This window comes from Paraburkholderia kirstenboschensis, from assembly GCF_904848585.1.
Taxonomy (GTDB): Bacteria; Pseudomonadota; Gammaproteobacteria; order Burkholderiales; family Burkholderiaceae; genus Paraburkholderia; species Paraburkholderia kirstenboschensis.
Genome location: NZ_CAJHCR010000013.1, coordinates 37,525 through 61,481, shown reverse-complemented (window position 1 = coordinate 61,481; position 23,957 = coordinate 37,525). Strand labels below are relative to the sequence as shown.

21 protein-coding genes are annotated in these 23,957 nt (G+C 63.0%); 13 read left to right on the top strand and 8 right to left on the bottom strand.

Translation table 11 applies throughout. The features are described 5' to 3' along the window. Positions 1-17: 17 nt before the first annotated feature. Entirely contained in the window at positions 18-920 is a 903-nt protein-coding gene (locus JMY24_RS26730; RefSeq protein ID WP_128597680.1) for a LysR family transcriptional regulator, read from the bottom strand. Positions 921-1,014: 94 nt separating this feature from the next. On the opposite strand from JMY24_RS26730, the gene JMY24_RS26725 reads away from it, so the two are divergent. Then, complete coding sequence (locus JMY24_RS26725) at positions 1,015-2,268, top strand: MFS transporter (RefSeq protein ID WP_128597679.1); 1,254 nt, start codon at positions 1,015-1,017, stop codon at positions 2,266-2,268. 29 nt (positions 2,269-2,297) lie between these two features. Next, positions 2,298-3,179, top strand: coding sequence for an alpha/beta fold hydrolase (locus tag JMY24_RS26720; RefSeq protein WP_128597678.1), 882 nt, complete (start codon positions 2,298-2,300; stop codon positions 3,177-3,179). 164 nt (positions 3,180-3,343) lie between these two features. Here the strand turns inward: JMY24_RS26720 and JMY24_RS26715 are convergent, their stop codons facing one another. Further along, a complete protein-coding gene (locus tag JMY24_RS26715) occupies positions 3,344-3,799 on the bottom strand; it encodes a winged helix-turn-helix transcriptional regulator (RefSeq protein ID WP_128597677.1) in 456 nt (151 codons plus the stop codon). A 165-nt stretch (positions 3,800-3,964) separates the two neighbouring features. Between JMY24_RS26715 and JMY24_RS26710 the strand changes: the two genes are divergently transcribed. The 3 genes from JMY24_RS26710 to JMY24_RS26700 all read left to right on the top strand — a co-directional run bounded on the left by JMY24_RS26710 (position 3,965) and on the right by JMY24_RS26700 (position 7,839). Next, positions 3,965-5,212, top strand: coding sequence for an MFS transporter (locus JMY24_RS26710; RefSeq protein WP_167375353.1), 1,248 nt, complete (start codon positions 3,965-3,967; stop codon positions 5,210-5,212). Positions 5,213-5,463: 251 nt separating this feature from the next. Next, on the top strand, positions 5,464-6,528 hold the full coding sequence (locus JMY24_RS26705; protein WP_128597676.1) for a phospholipase D-like domain-containing protein: 1,065 nt from the start codon (positions 5,464-5,466) through the stop codon (positions 6,526-6,528). Between the two features lie 243 nt (positions 6,529-6,771). Further along, a complete protein-coding gene (locus JMY24_RS26700) occupies positions 6,772-7,839 on the top strand; it encodes an SDR family oxidoreductase (protein ID WP_128597696.1) in 1,068 nt (355 codons plus the stop codon). Between the two features lie 35 nt (positions 7,840-7,874). Here the strand turns inward: JMY24_RS26700 and JMY24_RS26695 are convergent, their stop codons facing one another. Further along, complete coding sequence (locus JMY24_RS26695; protein ID WP_128584264.1) at positions 7,875-8,657, bottom strand: IclR family transcriptional regulator; 783 nt, start codon at positions 8,655-8,657, stop codon at positions 7,875-7,877. Between the two features lie 256 nt (positions 8,658-8,913). Here JMY24_RS26695 and JMY24_RS26690 point away from each other — a divergent pair, with 256 nt between their 5' ends. Continuing rightward, on the top strand, positions 8,914-10,290 hold the full coding sequence (locus tag JMY24_RS26690) for an MFS transporter (RefSeq protein ID WP_128597675.1): 1,377 nt from the start codon (positions 8,914-8,916) through the stop codon (positions 10,288-10,290). 71 nt (positions 10,291-10,361) lie between these two features. Next, positions 10,362-10,817 carry a type II 3-dehydroquinate dehydratase gene (locus JMY24_RS26685; RefSeq protein ID WP_128597674.1) on the top strand — a complete coding sequence of 152 codons (456 nt, stop codon included), beginning with the start codon at positions 10,362-10,364 and terminating at the stop codon, positions 10,815-10,817. Positions 10,818-10,823: 6 nt separating this feature from the next. On the opposite strand, the gene JMY24_RS26680 is transcribed toward JMY24_RS26685, so the two are convergent. Beyond that, positions 10,824-11,792, bottom strand: a complete 969-nt coding sequence (locus JMY24_RS26680) for a LysR family transcriptional regulator (protein WP_128597673.1) — start codon at positions 11,790-11,792, stop codon at positions 10,824-10,826. Between the two features lie 102 nt (positions 11,793-11,894). Here JMY24_RS26680 and JMY24_RS26675 point away from each other — a divergent pair, with 102 nt between their 5' ends. Then, positions 11,895-12,641, top strand: coding sequence for an SDR family oxidoreductase (locus JMY24_RS26675; RefSeq protein WP_128585803.1), 747 nt, complete (start codon positions 11,895-11,897; stop codon positions 12,639-12,641). Positions 12,642-12,737: 96 nt separating this feature from the next. Here JMY24_RS26675 and JMY24_RS26670 read toward each other — a convergent pair whose 3' ends face one another. After that, positions 12,738-13,487 (bottom strand): SDR family oxidoreductase, encoded by a 750-nt coding sequence (locus JMY24_RS26670; protein ID WP_128597672.1) that lies wholly within the window; start codon positions 13,485-13,487, stop codon positions 12,738-12,740. A gap of 102 nt (positions 13,488-13,589) precedes the next feature. Between JMY24_RS26670 and JMY24_RS26665 the strand changes: the two genes are divergently transcribed. The 4 genes from JMY24_RS26665 (at position 13,590) to JMY24_RS26650 (ending at position 16,156) form a co-directional block, all read left to right on the top strand. Further along, positions 13,590-14,510, top strand: a complete 921-nt coding sequence (locus JMY24_RS26665; RefSeq protein ID WP_193425354.1) for an AraC family transcriptional regulator — start codon at positions 13,590-13,592, stop codon at positions 14,508-14,510. Between the two features lie 101 nt (positions 14,511-14,611). After that, a complete protein-coding gene (locus tag JMY24_RS26660) occupies positions 14,612-15,202 on the top strand; it encodes a helix-turn-helix domain-containing protein (protein WP_128585805.1) in 591 nt (196 codons plus the stop codon). Further along, complete coding sequence (locus JMY24_RS26655; RefSeq protein ID WP_128597670.1) at positions 15,199-15,729, top strand: GNAT family N-acetyltransferase; 531 nt, start codon at positions 15,199-15,201, stop codon at positions 15,727-15,729. The genes JMY24_RS26660 and JMY24_RS26655 overlap by 4 nt, the downstream gene beginning before the upstream one ends. A gap of 67 nt (positions 15,730-15,796) precedes the next feature. After that, a complete protein-coding gene (locus JMY24_RS26650; protein ID WP_128597669.1) occupies positions 15,797-16,156 on the top strand; it encodes a cupin domain-containing protein in 360 nt (119 codons plus the stop codon). Positions 16,157-16,272: 116 nt separating this feature from the next. Here the strand turns inward: JMY24_RS26650 and JMY24_RS26645 are convergent, their stop codons facing one another. From JMY24_RS26645 to JMY24_RS26635, 3 genes are all read right to left on the bottom strand, one after another. Beyond that, positions 16,273-16,566: a GYD domain-containing protein gene (locus tag JMY24_RS26645; RefSeq protein WP_128585808.1), complete on the bottom strand. Its 294-nt coding sequence runs from the start codon at positions 16,564-16,566 to the stop codon at positions 16,273-16,275. Positions 16,567-16,769: 203 nt separating this feature from the next. After that, positions 16,770-18,509 (bottom strand): ShlB/FhaC/HecB family hemolysin secretion/activation protein, encoded by a 1,740-nt coding sequence (locus JMY24_RS26640; protein ID WP_236597518.1) that lies wholly within the window; start codon positions 18,507-18,509, stop codon positions 16,770-16,772. A 34-nt stretch (positions 18,510-18,543) separates the two neighbouring features. After that, positions 18,544-20,808, bottom strand: coding sequence for a two-partner secretion domain-containing protein (locus JMY24_RS26635; RefSeq protein WP_128598205.1), 2,265 nt, complete (start codon positions 20,806-20,808; stop codon positions 18,544-18,546). A 350-nt stretch (positions 20,809-21,158) separates the two neighbouring features. Between JMY24_RS26635 and JMY24_RS26630 the strand changes: the two genes are divergently transcribed. Next, the gene (locus JMY24_RS26630; protein ID WP_201703223.1) at positions 21,159-23,807 is read left to right on the top strand and encodes a PAS domain-containing hybrid sensor histidine kinase/response regulator; all 2,649 of its coding nucleotides are present in this window, start codon (positions 21,159-21,161) and stop codon (positions 23,805-23,807) included. The last annotated feature ends 150 nt before the right edge of the window (positions 23,808-23,957 follow it).

Sequence of the window (23,957 nt, the reverse complement as noted above, 5' to 3'; positions counted from 1 at the left end):
TGATCGGCGCCGCCGTACTATAAGGCGACGCTTTCCAGCCGCGCCGCCAGAAACTCCACGAACAGACGCGTGCGCGCGGGCAGACGCCGCGTGGGTAGCCATAGCGCCTGCAACGGCAGCGGAGACAGTTCGTAGTCGGTCAGAACAAGTTCCACGCGGCGCTGCTGCACGAGGTCGCCGATCTGCCAGTACGCGGCCCGGCCGATGCCGAGACCACTCGCTACCGCGTCGTTCAGCGCCGCCGTGCTGTTGCTTTCGAAGCGGCCGCGCACCTGCACCGACTCGTCCTCGCCGCGTTTGCTGCGGTAACGCCACAGCGAGGCCTCCGGCAGCGCCGAACGCACCACGCAATCGTGCTGCTTGAGATCCGCAGGCCGCGCCGGACGCCCGCGCGCTTCCAGATAAGCAGGCGAGGCGAACGTCACGCGACGGATCGTGCCGAGCCGCCGCGCGATCAGATTCGAGTCAGGCGTCTCACCGATACGGATTGTGACGTCCGCACCGGTCGTCGCGGGGTCGTCGTACTCCTCGGAAAGATCCAGCGACGCCGTGAGTTCGGGATAGCGCTCGAGAAACGCCGCCAGCAGCGGCGCGATATAGCGCGGACCGAAGAGCGTCGGACCGCAGATACGCAAACGCCCCGACACGGCGGTCGCGTAGTCGGCGAGTTCAGCGCGCGCCATCGCAAGATCGCCGAGCACCTGCTTGATGCGCGCGTAGAACTTCTCGCCTGCAGTGGTGAGCCGACACTGACGGGTGGTACGCGCGACGAGCAGCGTGCCTGCCTCGCGCTCCAGCACCTGCAGCGAGCGGCTAACCGCCTGCAACGACTTGTCGAGCCTTCGTGCAGCGGCAGTAAGGTTGCCCTCTTCCGCTATAGCGACGAAGGTTTCGAGGTCGCGTAACGATCCATTATCCATTTTTATGGGAGAAAGAGTCAGTTTGCAGCCTGATTATCTATCACGAATGCGCGGGTAGCATTCAGAGCATGGTTTTTTGCCGGAGCGCATGTCCATGTCAGCGAATGAACTGAATCCAGCCGGCGTCGCGGCGTCGGCGCGCATTTCTACGCGACCTTATGCGATTGCCGTAGGCATCGCGGTACTGGGTCTGTACGCGTCGCAGGGATTGGTCAACGATCTCGCCACCTCGGTGGGACTCGGCCGGTGGGCCAACCTCGTGACCATGCTTACGCTCGCCGGCTACTCCGCCGGGCTGCTGCTTCTGGTACCGCTCGTCGATCTGTTGCCGAACCGCCGGCTCATCATCGCGACACTCGGCGCGCAGGTGGTGTCGTTGACCGTGGTCGCCGCCGCCCGCGAGCCGGTAGCATTCCTGATCGCGTCGTTCTTCGTCGGCTTGACGTCGAGCGCAATCCAGATGCTCGTGCCGGTAGTCGCTTCGCAGGCGCAGGAGGCGGATCGCGGTCGCGTGGTCGGCGACGTGATGAGCGGGCTGATGCTCGGCGTGCTGCTGTCGAGGCCGGCGGCGAGTCTGATCGCCAGCGCGTTCGGCTGGCGCAGCTACTATGCAATCGACGCTGCCGCGCTCGCAACGATGACCGCGTGGCTCTGGACGCATGTACCGGAACGGCGTCCAGTGCACCGTAGCTCGTATGCGGCCCTGATCGGCTCGCTGCTGCATCTGATTCGCGACGAGCCCGTGCTGCGGCGCCGCGCGCTCTATCAGGGCCTGCTGATGGTGTCGTTCAACCTGTTCTGGACCAGCGTCGCACTGAAGCTCGCGAGCGCGCCGCTTCGCCTCGGTCATACCGGCATCGGGCTGTTCGCGCTCGCCGGCGCGGGCAGCACGATCATCGCGCCGGTTGCGGGACGCCTCGGCGATCGAGGTTTCGACCGGCAAAGCACGATCGCCTTCCACACGATCGTCGCGTTCGCGGCCGGAATCGCGCTACTCGGAGGAAGCGACCGCTTGTCTCCTGCCGCTTCGCTGGCGCTGCTAGTCGTCGCTGCACTGCTGCTCGACCTCGGCGTGATCGGCGATCAGGCGCTGGGGCGCCGCGCGGTCAACCTGCTGAACCCGCATGTGCGCGGCCGCGTGAACGGCCTCTTCACTGGACTTTTTTTCGTCGGCAGCGCAATCGGCGCGCTGCTCGCCGGACCGGCGTGGGCGCATGGACACTGGACGGGCGTGTGTGTCGCCGCCGCCCTGTTCGCCGTGGCGGCCGGTGCTCTGCATGCGCTGCAGACGCCGGCATCCGCACAACCTGCACCGCCCGCACCACCCGCAAGCGAGCATCAGACCTGAAACCGTACTCTCAGACTGGAGGACCAACCATGGACGCAACCCGCTCTACCTTCCGCTATCCGACCGTCAACGTGGATGGCGTCGATATTTTCTATCGCGAAGCCGGCCCGAAAGATGCACCGACTGTTCTGCTGCTGCATGGCTTTCCGTCATCCTCGCGCATGTACGAACCGCTGATGCCGTTTCTCGCGCGCGAGTTTCATCTGATCGCACCGGACTATCCGGGCTTCGGCAACAGCGAAGCTCCCCTGCCGGATCGCTACGCGTACACGTTCGACAATCTCGCGCGATCCATCGAACAGTTCACCGACGCGCTCAAGCTCGATCGTTATGTCCTCTTCATGGCCGACTACGGCGGCCCGGTGGGATTCCGTCTTGCGATGGCGAGACCGGAGAAAGTGACCGGCATCGTGGTCCAGAACGCTGTCGCGCATGAAGAGGGGCTCGGACCGTTGTGGGAAACGCGCAAAGCGTTCTGGAAAGACCGCGCCCAGCACGAAGACCGCTTATGGCTCAATCTCGCGTCGCCGGATGCATTGAAGCTGCGCCACGTGGGCACGAGTCCCGATCCACAACGCTACGATCCGGACAACTGGCGCGACGAGCAACACTTTCTGGCGCGCCCCGGACAGGCTGCGATCCAGACCGACCTCTTCTACGACTACCGCACGAATCTGGAATCCTATCCGCGCTGGCAGGCCTGGTTGCGGGAGCACCAGCCGCCGACGCTCGTGACGTGGGGCAAATACGATCCGTCGTTCACGGTGTCGGGCGCGCATGCTTACCAGCGCGATGTTCCGGACGCGGAAGTGCATGTGCTCGATGCGGGCCACTTCGCGCTCGAGGAGGCGACTGACGAGATCGCCACGTTGACGCTCGACTTTCTGCGGCGTGTGCATCGCACATCGTGATGACGTGCTTACAAGAGCGTGCAACGGTGCCGGCGTCTCGTGGCTCGGCATGGTGAACACTTTTCGCTATCTGTGCGTGTCGAACTCGTTTCGCGTCATTGAGGTAACCAGAGTCGCCACCGTCGCACGACTATCGCCGCCGGCCCCAGCGGTATGGTCACCTGCTAGACCCGCACCGCGACTTTCTTCACGAAGGTATCAGCTGGCGCCAGCGCCTCTCCATCCGCGCTGCGCAGTGTCACCTTAGGCACCGGTCTGCCGCTCGCCCGGTCGATCAACTGCGAGCGCTTTTCGCCGCGTCCGAACAAGTTGCCTTCGCCCCACTGCCGCAACGTGACGATCACCGGAAAGAGCGCTTCACCCTTCGGCGTCAGGATGTACTCCTGATATGCGGAACCGTCAGATGCGGCGACCACTTCAAGCACTTCCGCTACTACGAGACGCCGCAGCCGGTCGGTCAGGATGTTGCGCGCAATGTCCAGGCTCTCTTGGAATTGCCCGAAACGGCGCACGCCGTCGAATGCGTCACGCACGATCAGCAGCGCCCACCGGTCCCCTACGATATCAAGTGCTCGTGCAACCGGGCATGACGAATCCGCAAGACTCTTACGCGCAGCCATCTGCAACACCTCCTTTTGATCCAGCCGTTATCGTTCAGCCCGCGCGCCACACGAAGAGGTGAAAAACTCCGCCACGCTCGAACCAGTTGCATTTTAAAACAAGCGTGAATACACTTCATCTAGTTTTATTTTGCAACTACACATCAGTTTGCGTAAGGGCGATACATGGATTCTGGATGCACACGGTGCGTTGTGACGGACCGGCCCAAGTCAGGCGAGGTTCAGGTGCGGCACGCCATACCGGCAGCGCTGGTTCTACTCCTCGCAGCGTGTTGCGCGATGAGCGTCGCCAATGTCTACTATGCGCAACCGCTTCTCGACGCGATTGCCGCAGACTTTGGCATCCAGCAGGCCGCGGTCGGCGGGGTGATCACCGCAACGCAACTCGGTTGCGCGCTGGCGTTGCTGCTTCTCGTCCCGCTCGGCGATCTCATGAACCGGAAACGCTTGATCTGTGCGCAACTGATACTGCTGGCCGCCGCATTGACCATGACCGGAATGGTGGGTTCGCCGATCATGCTGATGATCGGCATGGTCGGAGTCGGCATGCTCGGTACCGCCATGACGCAAGGACTCATTGCATACGCAGCGGCGCTTGCGCACGAATCGGAGCGCGGCCGGGTGGTCGGCGCGGCTCAAAGCGGGGTGGTGGTCGGTCTGCTGATGGCTCGCTGCTTCGCGGGCCTCATTACCGATCTGCTCGGCTGGCGGTCGGTCTATCTGATATCGGGGCTGTTGACAATCGTCATGCTGATCGTGCTGCGGATCGCGTTGCCGGCGCCACGCGTGAACCCCGTCAAAATGAGCTACCCGGAATTGCTACGGTCGATGGTTACCCTGCTTGTGTCGGAACGGGTTCTACAGGTTCGCGGCACGATCGGGCTCCTGATGTTCGCGGCATTCGGCACCTTCTGGAGCGCTCTTGTATTACCGCTCAGCGCACCACCGTTTGCTATGTCGCATACGCAGATCGGCGCCTTCGGGCTGGTTGGTGCGATCGGGGCGTTGGCCGCAGCCCGAGCCGGGCGCCTTGCCGATCGCGGCCTTCGACAATGGACTACCGGGGCGGCGCTCGTGTGCCTGCTCGTGTCGTGGATACCGATTGGCTTCATGCAACACAGCATGCTGGCGTTGATCGCGGGCATCGTGTTGCTCGACATGGGTGGCCAGGCGGTTCATGTCATCAACCAGAGCATGATCTTCAGGCTTCGGCCTGAAGCACAAAGTCGCCTGGTCGGTTGCTATATGCTCTTTTATTCGGCGGGAAGCGGTCTCGGCGCGGCAGCTTCTACCTACGTATATACGCGCACGGGCTGGGCCGGCGTCTGCACGCTTGGCTTTGCGTTCAGCATGGCCGCGTTCCTGCTGTGGGCTGTAACGCTGGTTCTCGCGCAGGTGCGTATCGCTCGATAATAGAGGCCTTCGTTTCGCAACCGGTCGTCGCTTGGGCAAGCCAACTCGACTTTGAGCGCCGACTTGTTCACCACAATCGGCCAGGTTCGGTGAACTCCGCGATCAAAGGCAAGGTCGCACCAATCGTCGCGCGGGATTCCACACTCCTCTGCCGACGCACAGGCAATATCGTGCGCTTGCTGACTCATCCGTCGCCCAAAACGCCCGTACACTTACGGTTCCGGACGAACGTCCGCTACGGAGGCCCGCGCATGCCGACGATTGCCCTGATTATCCTGACGGTCGCGGTAACGCTCGTCGTCGTGCTTGTAGTCGCGAACCTGACGAGCGGCGAGAAGAAGATCGAGCACAAGATCGAAAGGCTCTACGCGAGCGACGATCCTCAGTTCACCCGCTCAATGGGGCTGCTGCTTGGGCCGCCCGTTATCGGGGGCAATCACTTCCAGGTGCTCGTGAACGGCGACGAGATCTTTCCTTCGATGATGGAAGGCATCCTCTCGGCGCAGCACACGATCACCTTCGAGACTTTCATTTACTGGTCCGGCGCGATCGGCGAAAAGATTGCGCATGCATTGTCCGAGAAGGCGCGTGCGGGTGTCGCAGTGCATGTACTGCTCGACTGGGTCGGCTCGTCGAAGATGGATAAGCGCTATCTACAGATGCTGCGCGATGCGGGTGCCGAAGTCATCCAGTATCACAAGCCGCACTGGACGGGCCTCGGCCGCATGAACGATCGCACGCACCGCAAGCTGCTCGTGATCGACGGACGCATCGGCTATACGGGCGGCGTGGGTATCGCCGACGAATGGACCGGTCACGCGCAGGACGAGAAGCACTGGCGCGACACGCACTTTCGCGTCGCAGGCCCGGCGGTCGGACAGATGCAGGCTGTCTTCATGGACAATTGGGTCAAGGCAACCGGTAACGTGCTGCACGGCTCGCCATACTTTCCAGAGATCGACGCCGCGGGCGACGGTCTCGCGCATATGTTCAGCAGCTCAGCCTGCTGGGGCGACCTTCTGGAGGCAGGCGTCGAGATATACGAGTACCAGCCAACGATGTTCCACTGCAAGCTGATTGTAGTAGACGAGTTTCTGGTGTCGGTCGGCTCGACTAACTTCGACAGCCGCTCGTTCAAACTCAATGACGAGGCCAATCTCAACATCTACGATCGCGACTTCGCGCGCCAGCAGACGGCGATTTTCGACAACGACGTCGTTCACGCTAAACGCATCACGCTAGAGGACTGGCGCCGTCGTCCGCTCGCCGAAAAGCTGCTGGAACGCACCGTCGCGCTACTCGATCCGCAGCTTTGACGATTGGGTCCCGCGTCCGCACTCGCCTTACTTCAGCCTTGCGGGCGCCGTGATATGCGCGGTCCGCCGCTTGCTGCAACTATGCTTCAAACGGCGCGCCGCCTGAGCAATGGTCGTTCGACGGCTTCGAACGGGTTTTGAGGAGACGCGCTTCATTCCCGGGTAAAGGCGGTAAAGGCCGTAACGGCCGGTCGCAGAACCCGCCCGGGTCGACAGGAATTCACTTACTTGGCTATCTCTCTCATGGAAAAACGCGCAATCATCATCGGCGCAAGCGGTATCGTCGGCAGCAATCTTGCCAACCAGTTGCGCTCGACCGGCTGGAACGTGGCGGGCCTCTCGCGCGGCCGCACGGCCGTGCCGCCCGGCATAGAAGCCACCACCGCCGACCTGACCTCCGCGCAATCCGTTAGCGCGGCGCTAGCCGGCAAGACTTTCACCCATGTGTTCTTCACCGCGTGGGCGCGGCAAGCCACGGAGCAGGAGAACATCCGCGTGAACGGCGGCATGGTGCAGCATGTGCTGGACGCGCTCGGTACGACGGGCACATTGCGGCACGCGGCACTGGTTACAGGGCTCAAGCACTATCTCGGTCCGTTCGAGGCATATGCAACGGGTGCCGTGCCCATAACACCGTTTCGCGAGGAGCAGGGACGTCAGAACGTCGATAACTTCTACTACGAGCAGGAAGACCGCCTGTTCGATGCCGCCGCGCAATACGGCTTCAGTTGGAGCGTGCATCGTCCGCACACGATCATCGGCTTCGCGATCGGCAATGCGATGAACATGGGCATGACGCTCGCCGTCTATGCAACGCTGTGCAAACACACCGGTCAGCCGTTCGTCTTCCCGGGCTCCGCCGCGCAATGGGAAAGTCTCACCGACATGACCGACGCCCGCCTTCTCGCACGGCATCTCGAATGGGCCGCCACATCGCCGAATGCGCGCAATGAAGACTTCAACGTGGTCAACGGCGACGTGTTTCGTTGGAAATGGCTGTGGCCGCGACTCGCGGAATACTTCGGCGTGGAAGCGGCACCGTTTGACGGCGTCGTGCGTCCGCTCGAAAACCGCATGCACGATGCGGGCAAGCAATGGTCCGACATTGCCGCACAGTTCGATCTGCGCGAAAGCGATATCGGCAAGCTCGCGTCATGGTGGCATACAGACGCAGATCTGGGGCGTCCAATGGAAGTGCTGACCGATATGACGAAGAGCCGCAAGGCCGGATTCCTCGATTATCAGAGTACGCCTGACGCATTCTTCGAACTATTCGACCGGCTCAAGGCCGAGCGGCTCATTCCGCGTTGAGCCGAAGCGCGAGAGCGGCTGCGCCGGTCACGCCATTAACGTCGGCGATCGAATAGTGGCGATGCGTGGCTTGCGGCCGCCAGTTCGGCGGCTGCCGCGATTAGCGTCGAGCCGAGGCTCGCCATGCGCTTCTCGTCGAGCCGCACGAGCGGTCCCGCTATGCTGATCACACCCATGGCGGGATAACCGCGTCGCAGGACGGGCGCGGCCATCGCCGTCATGCCGGGCGCAAACACTTCGTTGATGGTTGCATAGCCGCGCTCGCGCGCGGCGTGAACGAATTTCAACAAGCCGGCAATTGTAGTCGGCGCGTTCGGGCCGTACTGTTTGGGCTGCCCGAAGCCTTGCCGCGAGACAAGTTCCAGCGCTCGCTCGTCGGTCATCGTCATCATCCACGCGTGGCCCGTGGCGCTGCACGACAGGATCGTGTCCATGCCCATGTCAGGGTCGTAGCGCAGGCCTTTCAATGCGCCTTGCGACTTGGCGACCCACGTCAGCCTGTCGCCGTCGACGATTGCAAGCCGCACCAGTTCGCCCGATTTTTCGGCGAGGCGATCAAGGACGGTCTGCGCGATATCCACGATCCCCGATGTCGCGAGATACCCCAACCCCAAGCCGACGAGCTTGGTGGTCAGCACATAGTCGCCGTGCTCGCGCAACTGCCGCACATAGCCGCAATTCTTCAAATCGACCAGCAGGCGGTGACACGCGCTGCGCGGAATATCGAGCTCATCCGCGATCAGTGCGAGCGGTGTGCCTTCCATCTGCGTGGCCAGAAATTCAAGGACCGCCATGGTGCGTTCTGTGACGCCGGGCATTATCTATCTCCAGAGATCCGCGTGCTTTAGCGGAGTGCGGTGAAGTCGAATGATTGCACGCTATGAAACGGAATTCCACCCTGGAATAGCGTCCCAACTACCAATGCTAATCTTGGTTCACGAGATTCCCGGAGCACCCGGAGTCCCGGCAAACAGCAACGTATAAAGCGCGGGAGCAGCGGACGGCGGCAACCGTCCGCGCTTCCGCCATATTCCGCACGGCATGTTTCGCACGGCGGCAGGTCAAGGAGACAACATGGCACATGACGCACAACACAGCTCGTCCGCGGCGATGCGCACGCGCGCGGTAACCGCCGCCGCAGTCGGCACCGCACTGGAGTGGTTCGATTTCACGCTCTACGGCGCGCTGGCCGCAACGGTACTTCCCAAACTGTTTTTCCCGTCGATGGACTCGACTTCCGCGTTGCTGGCTTCGCTGGCTACGTTCGGCGTAGGTCTGGCCGCGCGTCCGCTCGGTGCGATCATCTGCGGACACCTTGGCGACAAGCTCGGGCGCCGCAACCTGATGCTCGGCACGGTCACGGTGATGGGTCTGGCGTCGATGCTGATGGGCTTGCTGCCGACCTATGCCAGCATCGGCGTATGGGCGCCGATCCTGCTCGTCGTACTGCGCATTCTGCAAGGCTTCGCGCTGGGTGGCGAATCGACTGGCGCGCAGCTGATGGCCATCGAACACGCCAGCGCGGATCGCCGCGGCAAGTATTCCGGCCTGCTGGGCTTGTGCTCACCGCTGAGTCAGATCATGGCCAACGGCGTGCTGCTACTGCTCGCCTCCACGATGTCGGCGAGCGCGTTCGACTCGTATGGCTGGCGCATACCGTTTGTGCTGAGCTTCGTGCTGGTGATCGTCGGCGTATATATCCGCCTGAAGGTCAGCGAGACGCCGGCCTTCGTCGAGCTGCGCAAGACGGAAGTTGTGCATGTGAGCAGTCCGCTGCGTGACGCGCTGCGTCTGCACTGGCGGACCGTGCTGCGCTGGATGCTGTTCTTCTGCGGACCGGCCGCGATCTTTTATCTGATCGTCGTGTTCTCGCTCAGCTACATCACGAAGACGCTTGCCATCCCGAAGCAAACCGGCTTTCTGCTGTTGATGGGCGCGAACGTCTGCGCGATTGTCGGAGCGCTCGCGGGCGGCATGCTGAGCGACCGGATCGGCCGCCGCAAGGCGCTCGCCATCGGTTCCACGGCGACCTTGCTGATGCTGTTCGTCTACTTCCAGATTCTCGACACGAAGAGCTTCCTGCCGATGCTTGCGGCCATGGGCTTTTTCCTGGGTTTCACGCAGTTCCAGAGCGGCATTCAACCGGTCGCATTCGCGGAAGCCTTCCCGACTAACGTGCGCTACTCCGGTTCGGCCCTCGCATATACCGGCGCGAACCTCATCGCAGGTGGTCCGATGCCCGTGCTCGCGGTGTGGCTGTTCTCGGTTTGCCACGGTTCGCCGTGGGGCGTGGTGGCCGTATGCGTCGCGTTCAACGTCATTTCGCTGATCGCGATCCTGACGGCGCGCGAAACGCTCGGCATCGACATGAATCGCACCGATTCCACTTCCGCAGTGACGGGCGATTCGGATTATGTGTCGGCCGGCATCGGCAACGGGCGCCACACTTGATGCCCGTCGCGTCTTCGCATCACGCGTCACGCACCACGCAACTTCCGCTTTTATGAAACAGGCAACCGATAATGACTGACCTCGTCTATGTGCTGAATGGCTCGAACCTGAACATGCTCGGCAAGCGCGAGCCGCATCTCTACGGCGCGACTACGCTTGCGCAGATACAGCAGCGGGTCGAGGCGCTCGCTGAGCAACTGGCGCTGACATGTGACTTCCGCCAGACCAATAGCGAAGCGACGCTCGTCGACTGGTTGCAGGAGGCGTTCGAGCGCAACGCCGCAGTGATCATCAATCCGGCGGGCTTTTCGTTTGCGTCGGTGCCTGTCTTCGATGCCGTCAAACTTATCCAGCAACCGTTGATCGAGCTACACATCACCAACATTCACAAACGCGACGAAACCTATCGGCACTCGCTGATTTCGCGCGCAGCCACGGGCGTGATCTGCGGTCTCGGTGCGAATGGTTACCTGGTCGCATTGCAGGCGATGGCAATGGCGCTTGGGAAAGCGCCGGCATTCGATTGACGGACGTTACCGTCCGCGGTCAAGCCTGCGCGCGCGGGCAACTGCCTCGATGTGCTGGTCCCACGGAGCCGGAGATGGAAAGATTTCGGCGAGAAACGCAACGAACGCCTTCACGTTCGGATTGCCGCGCCGGCTCTCCGGCCATAGCGCCGTCAGCGGAAAGCGGGCGTGCGCGAACTCGTACATGACCGGCACCAGTTCTCCGCGCTTCACATACGGCGCCGCGATATACGTCGCTGAAAGGCCGATGCCGCCGCCCGCCACCAGCACCGCAGCAACCGCGTCGCTGACGTCGATGGTAATGGGCGCGTCCGGCGCAATCTCCAGCACGCTCTTGCCCGTCTGGAACGGCCAGCGCGCTTCCTGACCGGTGCTCTGATAACGGAAATTCACGCACTCGTGTGCCTGAAGCTCGTCCGGATGCCGGGGCTCGCCGCGTCGACGCAGATAGTCGGGCGATGCGAACGTGCACAGCCGGTGCGGCGCAAGGTGACGCGAGATCAGCCGCGAATCGCCGGGGTCGCCAGCGCGTATGGCGATATCGACGCCTTCCGCTATGAGGTCCACATACTGATCGCCGAGGCGCATATCGACTTTGACCTTTGGATACCGCGCGCGAAAGGCGGGCAGCGCTGGCGCGAGGATATGAACGCCAACCGGCAGCGGTGCGGTGACCTTGATGGTGCCGGCGGGTTCCGCGCGGGCGGCGACTACCGCCTGCTCGATGTCTTCGGCTTCCCGCAGCAGGCGCTGCGCGCGCTCGAGCAGGTCGCGGCCTTCCGGGGTCAGCGTGAGCGAGCGCGTGGTCCGGCTGAAGAGTCGCAGCCCGAAGTGCTGTTCGAGCCGCTGCACGCTCTTGCTGACCGCCGACGGCGAAACCGACAGCGCCCGCGCCGCCGCTGTGTAGCTGCCGAGCGAAGCAGCTCGCGCGAAGGCAATCAAGCCTGTTAGTCGTTCAAGTCCGATTTGTTCCATGGTGGCATGATTAAAGCGAATCTCAGCCCAATTATCAAGGCGGCAGCTTCAATTTAATCTGCCCTCCATCGACGCCGCGTGGCGTCCACAACGGAGAACAACATGAGCAACGCATCGAGCATCGGCACTTCCAGCAACCTCGAAGGCAAGACCGTGGTCATTGTCGGCGGCACGTCGGGCATCGGTCTCGCGGCCGCGACTCAGGCCAAGGCCGCCGGCGCACATGTGATCGTGGTCGGGCGCAATGCGGCCAACACGGAAGAAGTGGCCGCGAAGCACGGCTTCGACGGCTGGCGCGCGGCTGACGTTACTGACGGCGCTGCGCTCGAAGCTGCGCTCCGCGACATCGCGCGAGTCGATCATCTGGTGCTGCTGGCTGGCACCTTCGTAGCGGGAAAGATTCGCGAGGCCGAAGTCGACTATCTGCGCCGCGCGTTCGACGAGCGGATCTGGTCCGCGGTCCATGCGGTCCGCGCGGTCGGCGACCGCTTGAGCCAGGACGGTTCGATCACGCTGATTTCAGGCGCGCTCGCCGACCGCCCCACCGCATATGGGACGGCAGTGCTCGCCGCTGCTTCCGCCGCGATGGAGGCTTTTGCCCGCGGCCTTGCGCTGGAACTCGCGCCGGTCCGCGTCAACGCGTTGTCGCCCGGGCCGATCGACACACCGATCTTCAGCAAGGCGCTCGGCGCCAATCGCGACGCAGTTGTCGAATCGATGCGCAATTCGCTGCCGCTGAAGCGGTTAGGCACCGCGGACGAAGCGGGCGCGGGCGTCCTCTTCCTCATGACCAACGGCTGGATGAACGGGGCGACGCTCAACCTCGACGGCGGATCGCGGCTTGTGTGAAAGCGTGCGGCCGAGCGCATGCGAACTGGTCGCGTGCGGTTTGCTCGACCCGGCGTTCCCGAATGGCATCGAGCAGATTCGTTCGACGGTAGCCGGTCAGCGAGCCGCGGCCGCCCATGCTTCGGCATCGGCACCAGCCGGAATGTGCATCGGGGCTGACGGATCGGTCGCGGCGCGCCACACCGCTTTGGCGACATCCTCCGCATGCGTGATCTGCGCGGACGTATCCGCGAACTGCGCAAAGACCTTCTTGCCGAGATCCTCGTACGCCTCATGCTCAAACCCGTGCATGTTGGCGCGCGCGTTCTCGCCGAAGCGGGTATCGGGCGCGCGCCCCGGCAACACCAGACGCGCCCGCACGCCGAATTGCTCGAGTTCCAGAGCCATCGACTCGGTAAAGGCATTCACTGCCGCTTTGCTTGCGCGATACGCGGCGAGCAGCGGCAGTGCCCTCAGCGTCACGCTCGATGTCACGTTCACGACCACGCCGGCTCCGCGCTGCCGGAGCTGCGGCAGCACTGCCTGCGTCATTGCGATCGTGCCGAAAGTGTTAGTCTCGAACACCTCGCGCACCGTTGATAGTGGAGTCAACTCAGCCGGAGATGCCGCGCCGACGCCCGCATTGTTGACGAGCACGTCGACCGGTCCCGCCGCCTCTACGGCCTCGCGGATGCTGTTCGGGTTCGTGACGTCCAGCGCCAGTATGCGCAGGCGCTCCGAAGGCGGCAGCACGTCCGCGCGCGGCGTGCGCATGGTCGCGACGACGCTCCAGTCATGAGCGAGAAAATAGCGGGCAATCTCGCGGCCGAAGCCGGAAGAGCAGCCAGTGATAAGCACGGTTTGCATCGAAACTCCTGTGGGAAAGGTTGGCGACTGCTCGTACGATAGATTGCCAGCGCCGTACTCGCTACAATCAAACGTCCGAAAATCATTTGCGAGAGTCCGACCGTGACCGACCCACTAGCCGAAGTGGTGACGCTGCTGCAACCGAGTGCGCGGTTCTCGAAACTGGTTTTCGGTGCGAGCCCCTGGCGCATCAGTCGCTCCGACGCGGGGCAACCGTTCTATTGCGTACTACTGGAGGGCGGATGCCGCATCGCCATCGACGGGCATGACCCGATCGAACTCACGTCAGGCGACTTCGTGCTGATTCCCGCGGCCTATGGCGTCGCGATGTCGAGCCTCGAGCCTCCACCGCCGGGCATCGAAACGCCCGCGCCCGTCGCGCTCGGAAATGGCGAATTCAGAATCGGCGCACCTGGCAACAGCATCGACGCACGAATGATGGCGGGGCATTGCACCTTCGGTTCACCGGATGCGTCGCTGCTGGTTTCGCTGCTGCCGCAGCTCGTGCATGTGCGTGGCGAACAGCGACTCGCGACGCTCGTTGACCTGGTGCGGGAAGAATCGCGCGAGCAGCGGCCCGCGCGTGAAGTCGTGCTCTCGCGACTGCTGGAGGTGTTGCTGATCGAGGCGCTGCGCTCGTCCGCAAAAACGAACGCATCGCCTGGTCTGGTTTGCGGGCTTTCGGACTGCCGACTCGCTGCCGCGATTCGCGGCATGCACCAGCGCCCTACGCACTCGTGGACGGTCGCCGAGCTTGCGAAAGAGGCCGCCCTCTCGCGCTCGACGTTCTTCGAGCGCTTCAGTCGCGAGGTCGGCGTAGCGCCGATGCAATATCTGCTCACCTGGCGCATGGCGCTCGCGAAGGACATGCTGCGACGAAACGCGGGGCGTATCGCGGAGATTGCGGAGCGCGTCGGCTACAGTTCCGCGAGCACGTTTAGCGTCGCCTTCACGCGGCACGTCGGCCGGCCGCCAACTCAATATGCGCGCGACGAGCAGGCCGCCGCGGACAAGGATGCCTAGAGGGTTGTGCCTGCAGGCCTCGCGCCGCATCGGTCAATGCTCTTGACAAGCCAAATCGCGACGTCTAGTTTACCGGACAACAATCTCCATTAAACTGGAACATGGACGTTCACCAGATCATCGCGCGACGCATTCGCGAACTGCGCGACGCAAAAGCGTGGTCGCTGGAGGCGCTTGCCGAGCGAAGTTCGGTGAGTCGCTCCAACATCTCGCTTATCGAGCGCGGGGAAAGTAGTCCAACCGCAGTCGTGCTCGACAAACTCGCCACCGCACTCGGCGTGCCGCTGGCATCGCTCTTCGAGCATCCAGATAATGCTTCAGCAACCGAGCTTTCGCCGCATTCGTCGCTGCGCGATCAGCCGGTATGGAGAGACCCCGTATCAGGATACATACGGCGTAACGTGTCGCCGCCCGCCTGGTCGCCTATCCAGTTGGTCGAAGTAGATTTCCCGCGTGGCAAGGAAGTGAGTTACGACACAAGCGCGCGCGACGCCGATATCCATCAACAGATATGGCTCATAGATGGCTCGATGGAAATCACCGTGGGAGATCGGCAATGGCAGCTCGAAACCGGCGACTGTCTCACCATGAAACTGGACAGCCCGATTCGTTTTCGTAACACGTCGCGCCGACGCGCTCGCTATCTCGTAGCGCTGTGCACTTTGCCCCTCGACTCGCGGAGCGCAAGATGACTGAAACAATGGCCGTTCGGCGCATTGGCGCTGACGAAGCAATGAACTACGCCGATCGACTCGCCGATCTATTGATCGACTGCGTTGAGGGCGGCGCGTCAGTCAGCTTCATGTTGCCCATTTCGAAAGAGACTGCGTTGCAATTCTGGAAGCAGGTGGCCAATGGCGTGGCGCGCAACGAACGAATCCTTCTTGTCGCTGAATCTCCGGACGGCAAGCTCGTCGGCACTGTGCAACTGGTCACTGCGCTACCTGAAAATCAGCCGCATCGCGCGGACGTCGCGAAGATGCTCGTATGCCGTGCAGCGAGGCGCCAGGGCATTGCCGCGCGGCTCATGACCGCCGTCGACGAAGAAGCGCGGCGTGCCGGCAAGTCCGTGCTCGTGCTCGACACCGTCACGGGCGGAGACGCCGAGAGACTTTACGAACGTGCGGGCTGGCACCGCGTGGGAGAAGTGCCCAACTATGCGTTGATGCCCGACGGGGAATTTTGCGGTACGACGTTCTTCCATAAGCAACTGCCGTAGGCATTCAGCGCTGAATCCGATACCGCGTTACTCTGTACACCGGAACAGGGCAATTCGCGGAGAGAACATGATTCAAGCAATCGACATTGGCGCGCTTGCCGCCCGCACGCTTCGCGGGTACTCGAATCAGATACTGACGAGCGCCAACGATCACGATGTGCATCTGAGCGTCATGGATGCGCCGTTTGTCTGGCACTTCCATCCGGATTCGGACGAAACGTTTCTCGTGATCGAAGGCACGCTTATCATTGACTTCGAAGACGGCCCGGTGGAATTGCGAGCCGGTCAGTTGCTGACAGTGCCCGCGGGCACGCGACATAGAACGCGGCCGTTAGGGGCGCGTTCCGTCAATCTCACGTTTGAAAGGGCCGATGCGGCCACTGTTGAATGCGATGCGCCCTTTGAGCATCGAATAACGGATCAATGATCGGCGAGACCTGATACTCGTTGCACGCGCCGGCTAATAGCGTTGCATCCTTGCGGCTATCTAGCCGACGCGTCGACAACAGACCCTTACGCTTCGCCAGGCTTCTGCGATCCGTCTTATGGAAGCTTGCCGAGACATGCGCTGAATTCATCCTTGGAGAAAGCACGAAGCGTTTGGGTTTTCACATTTCCCGCTGAACCTAGCGCAAGGCCGAACGACAAAAAGCTCTGCTCGTCCGGTGCTTCAACGATGGTGACAATGTCGAATTGCCCCATCGTCCAATAGATCTCCTTCATTTCACAGCCGAAGCTCCTGGCCATTTCCGCTGCCTGACCAGCGCGTTGCGCGCTGTTCTTTACGTTGCGTATGCCTTGGTCAGTAAATTGTGCAAGAACAACATATGTCGCCATGACGTTTCCCCTTACTTCCAGCCGGGACCCAGACGCGCAAGACGAACGCGAACGGCTCCGCGCTCACGCTCCTTTGCCAAGCATCCCGCGCGTAAGCCAAGTATATGCAACCGATCTAGTGAAAAATCGTCGATTGCTAGTCATCAGTTACGCTAAGTAATTGTCTTCCGATTAAAAATGTGCTGCGCAGAATCGCTTGCGCTTTAAGTACCGATCGAAACGTAGAGAAGCACCATCGGCGCTTTCGAGCCGCCCGGCGTTGGCGCACGTAGCGGCACGCCGTAAGTGCAGCGAAAATCGACGAAACGCGACCATTGGAAACGCACCCCCGCGCCGACGCTGACCAGCGACCCGTTACTCATCTCAGCAGGTTGATCGATTCGATTCCACACATGGCCGGCGTCGATAAACACAAAGGGCTGCGCCGCCGCGTTGCTCGTGCCGAACGGCAGCGCGGGCGCGCGCAATTCGGTCTGTACGTTCCAGCCACGATCGCCTAGCACGACATACGGCTCGTAACCTCGCACACTGGACTCTCCGCCCAGGCCCATTTCCTCGCTCGGCAGTAGCGTATTCGGCGTCCACTGGAACGCGCCTCGCCCGGTCAACGTGAATCCCCCGCCGAGCGCGAACGCGCGCTGCGCAGCGAGTTGCAGATACGCGTAGCGCACTGTCGCGCCGTGCCGCGCCGTGGCGAACGCCGCGTCGTTGTTGGAGCCGTCCAATCTGCCGGGACTTGCCACAAGCGTTGCGGAGGCATGCCCTGCTCCTGCATCGCCCGGCTTGCTGAAGTCGTACGTCAGCAGAAACTGGTGTATGTGCGTGTTCGAGTTGAACACCTGAAAGCCGCCGAATTCCAGATCGTTATTACTGCGCTTGAAGTCGTACCCGAACTGGACGAGTTGCGCCGCATCCGCTGTCGTCGGCAAACGCCAGTCGTAGCGGAAACTCATCTGCGCCGAAATGCCGGTTTGCCCATAACTGTCCGGCAGACGCGGCGTGCTTTGCGCATAGACGCCGAATAGCTCGATGCTGTCGTGCCACGGCAGCGGCGCGATATAGCTCAGCGCGTGTGCGGTGAAACGCGCGCGGTTGGCGCGCCCTTCAATGTCCGGGTTGCCGCTGAAAAAATCGTTGCTGGCCGTGAATTGATACGCGATGTGCTGGTCGAGCCCGAACAGATTGCCGTAGTCGACGCCTGCGAAAAAGCGGTCGCGACCGAGGTCGCGCACGCCCGCGTTGTCGTAGCCGGCGTTCACCCGCAGCGGCAGACGGTCGTCGGTCTGCAGGATGACGTCGGTCGAATTCGCCGCTTCTCCGGGCGCGAAGACGGCATCCACGCGTCGATAGGGATTCGCGTTGAGTACGGCCAGACCCAGCGACACGTCCGATTGCAGGATCGGCCCGCCCGCTTCGAGCGGCATTTCGCGCTTCAGCAGATCGTCGGAGAAGTAGCGGTTGCCGCTCGTGCGCAGTTGCCCCAGGCGAAATTCCGCGACCGCGATATGCACGACGCCCGAGCTTACGTCCTGCTCCGGCACATAGACATCCACGAGCGGCTTGCCGGCCGCGCGATAACGCTCGACCACGGCGCGGCGGATCTCGGCAAGCCGTCCGAAGGTGAGGGGCTTGCCGAGATCGGTCGCGAACGTGCGGAGAAAAGCCGGGTCAAGTACGGGCAAAGATTCAGCGGCAATGCCTGGCTGTGCGGCTGCCGCTGGCGCGTTCGCGCCCGCGGGTTCGAACACCAGACCTTCGAGCTTCGTCACCGCGATCTGCGCGGAATCCGCTTCGGACTGCGCGGGAGGTTGCGATGGCGCACTGCGCGGAGTCGGCGGCGCCGGCCGCGGAGCAACGTCGCGCCAGGCCTGCGCGAACACGGGCGAAGACTGAAGAGCCGCGACGACGCATGACGTCAGCAGCGCCCAACACGCGGGCGACACGCGCGACGGTTCATCCGCGAATGAAGCGCGCCGCCTAATGGGCAAGCTGCCAGCGCAACACGGGTTGCGTCGCGCCAGACGGCATCGCCCACACGCCGTTCGCTCCGAAGTCATAGCCCGCGAAATTCGCCGGGTCGCTCATCTGCGCGGTGGTAAGCCCGTTCGACGGCGGCAAGCTCCCGCCACTCGCGGGCTGCCCTGTCGTCTCCTTGTTCCAATAGACGTCCTGCGCGAGCGTGCCCGAGCCGAACGCACTCACGCCATGCGTCGGCATGTATCGCGTTTGAACCGCGCCTGTCGCGAACGACTGCGTGACGGTTCCGTCGTTGATACCGACAAGTGCGCCGCCGTACCCCGTCGAGAAAACCGGACTCACGCTGCCCGTTGCATACGACTGCGCGATGGAACCGAGGTTGTAGCCGACGAGTCCGCCGTTCGCGTCCGAGCCAGAGATCGCGGCACTGCTCCACGAGCGCTCGATGCGGCCTTCGTTGCGGCCTACCAGGCCGCCGAACGTAGTGCCGTTTTGAAAGAGTTCCGAGGCCGTGCCGGTCGAATGCGCGTTCGCGATGACGCCCTGGTTCACGCCGGCGAGCAGCCCGCTGCCCGAGTGGCTCGTGTTCACCGAACTGTCTTCCACGCCGACATCGCGCAACACGCCGGCCTGGCCGACAAGACCAAAGAGGCCCGACGAATAATCCTTGCTGAAGTCGGCAATCTCGATCTTTGCGTTGCGCACGTTGTGCCACATGCCGTCGAACTGGCCGGTGAAGGGCGTCGTATGGTTGCCGATCGGCGCCAATGTATAGCCGGTCGCGTCGATGTCCGTGCCGAGCGCGTAATTACCCGCCAGGTCCTGCGAAATGTTCTGGAGGTCCGTTACGTTATTGACCAGCTTGTAGGCCGTGATCTGCGTGACCTGGCCGCTGCCGGCCGGGGCGGTCCATGCCGGATTGCCCAGCAACGTGCCGGCGCTGTACGACCCGTTCATGTCGTAGAGCGCATTGACGATACCCGTGCTGCGCGACCAGTCGATCACACCGCGATTCGCCACGCTGCCGCCGTTGTCGACACTCGCGGAGTCCGCGCGCAACGTTAGGCTTCCGCCGCCCTGATTGCCGATGGTTGCACCTTGCGCAACCGTCAGGTTCCGATACGCCGCAAGCGTCAACGAGGCGTTGCCCTGCCAGCCGATTCCCGAGTTCACGTCGATGTCGCCGGTGCTGCCGTTCGCGCCGGTCGTCTGCAGGTTGACCGATGTGCCGGTGCCGAGGCTCGCGGAGAGCGCTTGCGCCGCATTGCCGTCTACGGTGAATGCAGGCGTCGCAATGTTCCACTGGTTTGCCCGCACCGTCGCGCCGCCGGTGGGAAACGCCAGCGTGTCCGCGCTCATGTCGACGGTGCCGCCGGTTGCCTCGATCGAGCCGCCCGGTTGCAGCGTGCCATGCCCCGCGACCAGCCAGACATGTCCGTCGCGTGTGGTCGTGCCTGTCGCACGGATCGCTTCGTGATTGCCGGCGAGCGCGTAGATGTTGCCGTCCACGGCCTGCAGGCTGACCTGCGCCGCCTCGATCAAGCCGCGATTCGTGATAGTTCCGCCCGCGCCCTCCTGGCCAGGTTGCACGAAGACCTGTCTGCCCGAAGACGAGTCCTGCAGCAACACCTGCTGCGCGACTGCCAGTTCCACCGTGCCGTTCGGCGCGCTGATAGTGCCGGAGTTGGTGACCTGTTGTCGCGCGATGAGAAACACGTCGCCGGTGCCGGATGCGATGGTGCCCATGTTGACGATGCTCGCGCCGGAGTTGCCCGCGAGTGTCAACGACTGGCCGTTCATGAAAGCGTCGGGGTCGACGACGTCGAGCGTCGACGCGACGAAACGACCGTTCGTCGAAATGACGCCCCTCGATCCGACAACGATGCCTTGCGGATTGATCAGGTAGACGCTGCCGCTGGCCGTCAGCGTACCCATGATGACGGACGGAGAGCCGCCAGTGACCCGATTGAGCGTCGCGCCGTTACCGTTGGCGAACACGACGCGGTTGCCGGCGCCTATCGAAAAGCTATTCCAGTCGACCACGCCCCGGCCCGGACCCTGATTGATGGTCAACGTCGTGCCGTCGCCGCTGATGGAGCCGTTTCCGCGGACGAAGCTTCCGCCCGCGGGCAGCGCACCCGCGGCGCGCGCTTCGATTGAAGCGACGCAGCACAGCAGCGCCGCAGCAAGCGGCAGAAGCGCAATGCGCGCGCCCCGCCGACGTGAGTTTCCGAGGTCATACCCTGCCGGCGAAGTCTTGATCATCACGTCTCCTGTCCCACTCGATGGGCGCCGCATTGTCTGATGTCTTGCGGTTATGGCGCGGCGGTACCGCTGCACGCACGACGTATTATTACAGTCGGTTTCAGGAGCACAATGAGCAGAGGTGAGCGGGATATCCACGGATCGTGCCTAAACGTCTGCAGAATTGGCCACCGCATGAGCAGCGAGTGCGGCACTGCAACGCGCAATCCCATGGTTTCCCCTATAGCAACCAGGCACCGTGCAAACGACGATTAACTTCGCGTAGCCCGTGCAGGGCGGCGCTTCAATCTCACTTGGATCCGAGCAGACGTCCTCCTGGAAGCAGTACGAACAGTGCGATTGATAACGCAATGAGCAACAACGATATTGCCGATCAGGTTCCGGCTCTGGTGTGGACCGCGGAAGCGCGCGGAATCGTCACCTACGCCAACCTTGCCTGCCGCACATATCTCGGCAATCCGTTCGCACCCAATACAACGTTGCACTGGGACCAGTTCGTTCTCGAATGCGACGTCAAGAAAGTGCACGACGCATGGCGCACCGCGCTTACCGATGGCGAGAGCGTGAAGGTGAATGCGCGCCTGCAGCGTTTCGACGGCAAATACCGCTGGCACAAACTGCGCATACGGCCGATCTTCGACGACGCGCGCGTCGTGTCCGGCGCATGCGGCATCGCGATGGACATCGACGACTTCGTGAAGGCCGGCGAAGCCTACGAGGTCGGCGAACGGCGTCTGCGCTTCGCGCTCGACGCGGCGCGTGTCGGCGCGTGGGAATGGGACATGGGCAGCCGCACGGCGCGAATCAGCGCTCAATTGGCGCAGATCTACGGTCTCGATCCCCAGCAGGCGGAAGTGCCGCTGCAATGGTTGTTCGACAGAATCCCCGAGAGTCATCGCGCCTGGTTCGCGCGCGAGCTGACCGGCCGCTTGCATCAGTGCGTGCCTTTCGAATTGGACTTTCCAGTCCAGCTCGAGAATGGGCAGCGCTTGTGGCTTAGAACGCGCGGCGAAACCGACTGCGGAACCGGCTCGGAAATCGAACGCGTATTCGGCGTGACATACGACATTACGGAACAGCACGACGCGCAGACAGAACGCGAACGCAGCGAACAGCGCTATCGCGCGCTCGTCGAAGCGAGTTCCGAACTGACCTGGATAGCGGACGCACAGGGGAATACGCATCAGCTTGGCAACTGGCAGTCATTCGCGGCGCAGGACGGCCTGAGCGCGGGCTGCGAATGGCTCGACCTCGTTCATCCCGACGACCAGGAAAGCGCTCGCGAGAAGTGGTCGCGGATCGTGAAGGCCGAGATGCCCGCCTCGATGACGTTCCGGCTGCGCCGGCGCGATTCCAGCTGGCGGACCCTGGTCGCGCGGGCCGCGCCTTTACGCGACGACGACGGCACGTTGCGCGAATGGTTTTGCATGGCGACGGACGTCACCGACGAGCGTGCCGCAGCCGCCGCGCTCGAAGAGCGCAATCTGCGTCTACAGGTGGCCATGCGTGCCGCCAGAATGACGATTGGTTATCTGTCGCTCGATTCATGGACGGTCTGCTGGGACAGCGTAGACGCAGTGCCCAGCATGCCAGCCGCGCCGAGCGCGCTCACCTACGACGCCGCGCTTCATCGCGTGCACGCTGAAGACCGCGCGTCGGTGGACGCAGCGATGCGCCGCGTCGCGCTCACTGGCGAATTCGACAAGCCGCTGGAATTCCGCATCTCGTTGGGTAACAGGGAAAGCTGGCTGCAAAGCCAGGCCGTGTTGCAGCGCGACGCCGACGGCCGCCCGTGGCGCGTAATTGCAAGCGCGGTGGATATCACGCAGCGCAAGACGCTGGAACTCGCATTGCGCGAAACGGACCGCCGCAAGGACGAATTTCTCGCGATGCTCGCGCACGAACTGCGCAACCCGCTCGCGCCGATGCGCAATGCCATTGCACTACTGCGTCGAGAAAAAGAAGCCGGCATGAAGGCCGGCGAACTGGTCGGCATGCTGAGCCGGCAGGTCGATCACATGGCACGACTCGTCGACGATCTGCTGGAAGTCTCGCGCATCACGCACGGCCGCATCGTGCTTCGACGCGAGCCGCTACTGGTCGGCACCGCGGTTTATGGCGCGCTCGAAACGGTGTCGTCAATGGCGAGCTCGCGCGGCCAGCACCTCACCGTGCGGCTGCCGCCCACGCCGGTCTGGCTGCACGCGGACCCGCTGCGCCTGTCGCAGATTCTCGTCAACGTGTTGAACAACGCGTGCAAGTACACGGACCCCGGCGGCAACGTGTGCGTGACCGCGCTCGCCGACGAACGCTTCGCGACCGTCACCATTGAAGACAACGGCAGCGGCATCTCGCCCGATCTTCTGCCGCATATTTTCGATCTGTTCGCACAGGGTGAGCGAACGCTGGACCGGGCGCATGGTGGCCTCGGCATCGGCTTGTCGCTCGTGAAGAAGCTTGTCGAATTGCACGGCGGCTCGATCGACATTACGAGTCCCGGGCCCGGCCGCGGCGCCACGGTTTCGATCAGGCTGCCGCTCTGTCACGCGCCCGAAGTGTCTGCGCCGTTGCACGACGAACCGTCGGTTGCGGGCCTGTCGCATGCGGAGCGCGCTTCGCTGCATGTGCTGATCGTCGACGACAACAAGGACGCCGCCGACTCACTCGCGCTGCTTTGCGAGAGCGAGGGCTATCGCGTCAACGTTGCATACTGCGCCAACGACGCCCTCGCGATAGCCGAGGCCGAGCCCGTCGATGCAGCGTTGCTCGACATTGGGCTGCCCGATACGGACGGCTATGAACTCGCCCGGCTGATCCGCCTGAAGGGCGAGGTCCGGCCGGTGCTGATCGCGGTGACGGGGTACGGCCAGGCGGACGATCATCTGCGCGTGCAGGCCGCTGGATTCGACCATCATCTCGTCAAGCCGGTGGACATTGAATATCTGATGTCGCTGCTCGCGGAAATGTCGCCGGCTGCCGCGTCGCCCCATGTGGAGTGACGTGCTCACTTTTGCGCAACACGGGCTCCCGCCTTCGCGACCTGGTCGGCGCTGACGGCGGGCGCCCGAATACCCCAACTCGAACGCACGGACGCGGCTTTGCGACTCGCTGTATGAAACGCCGGCGGCGCGTGGCGGTCCAATTGACGT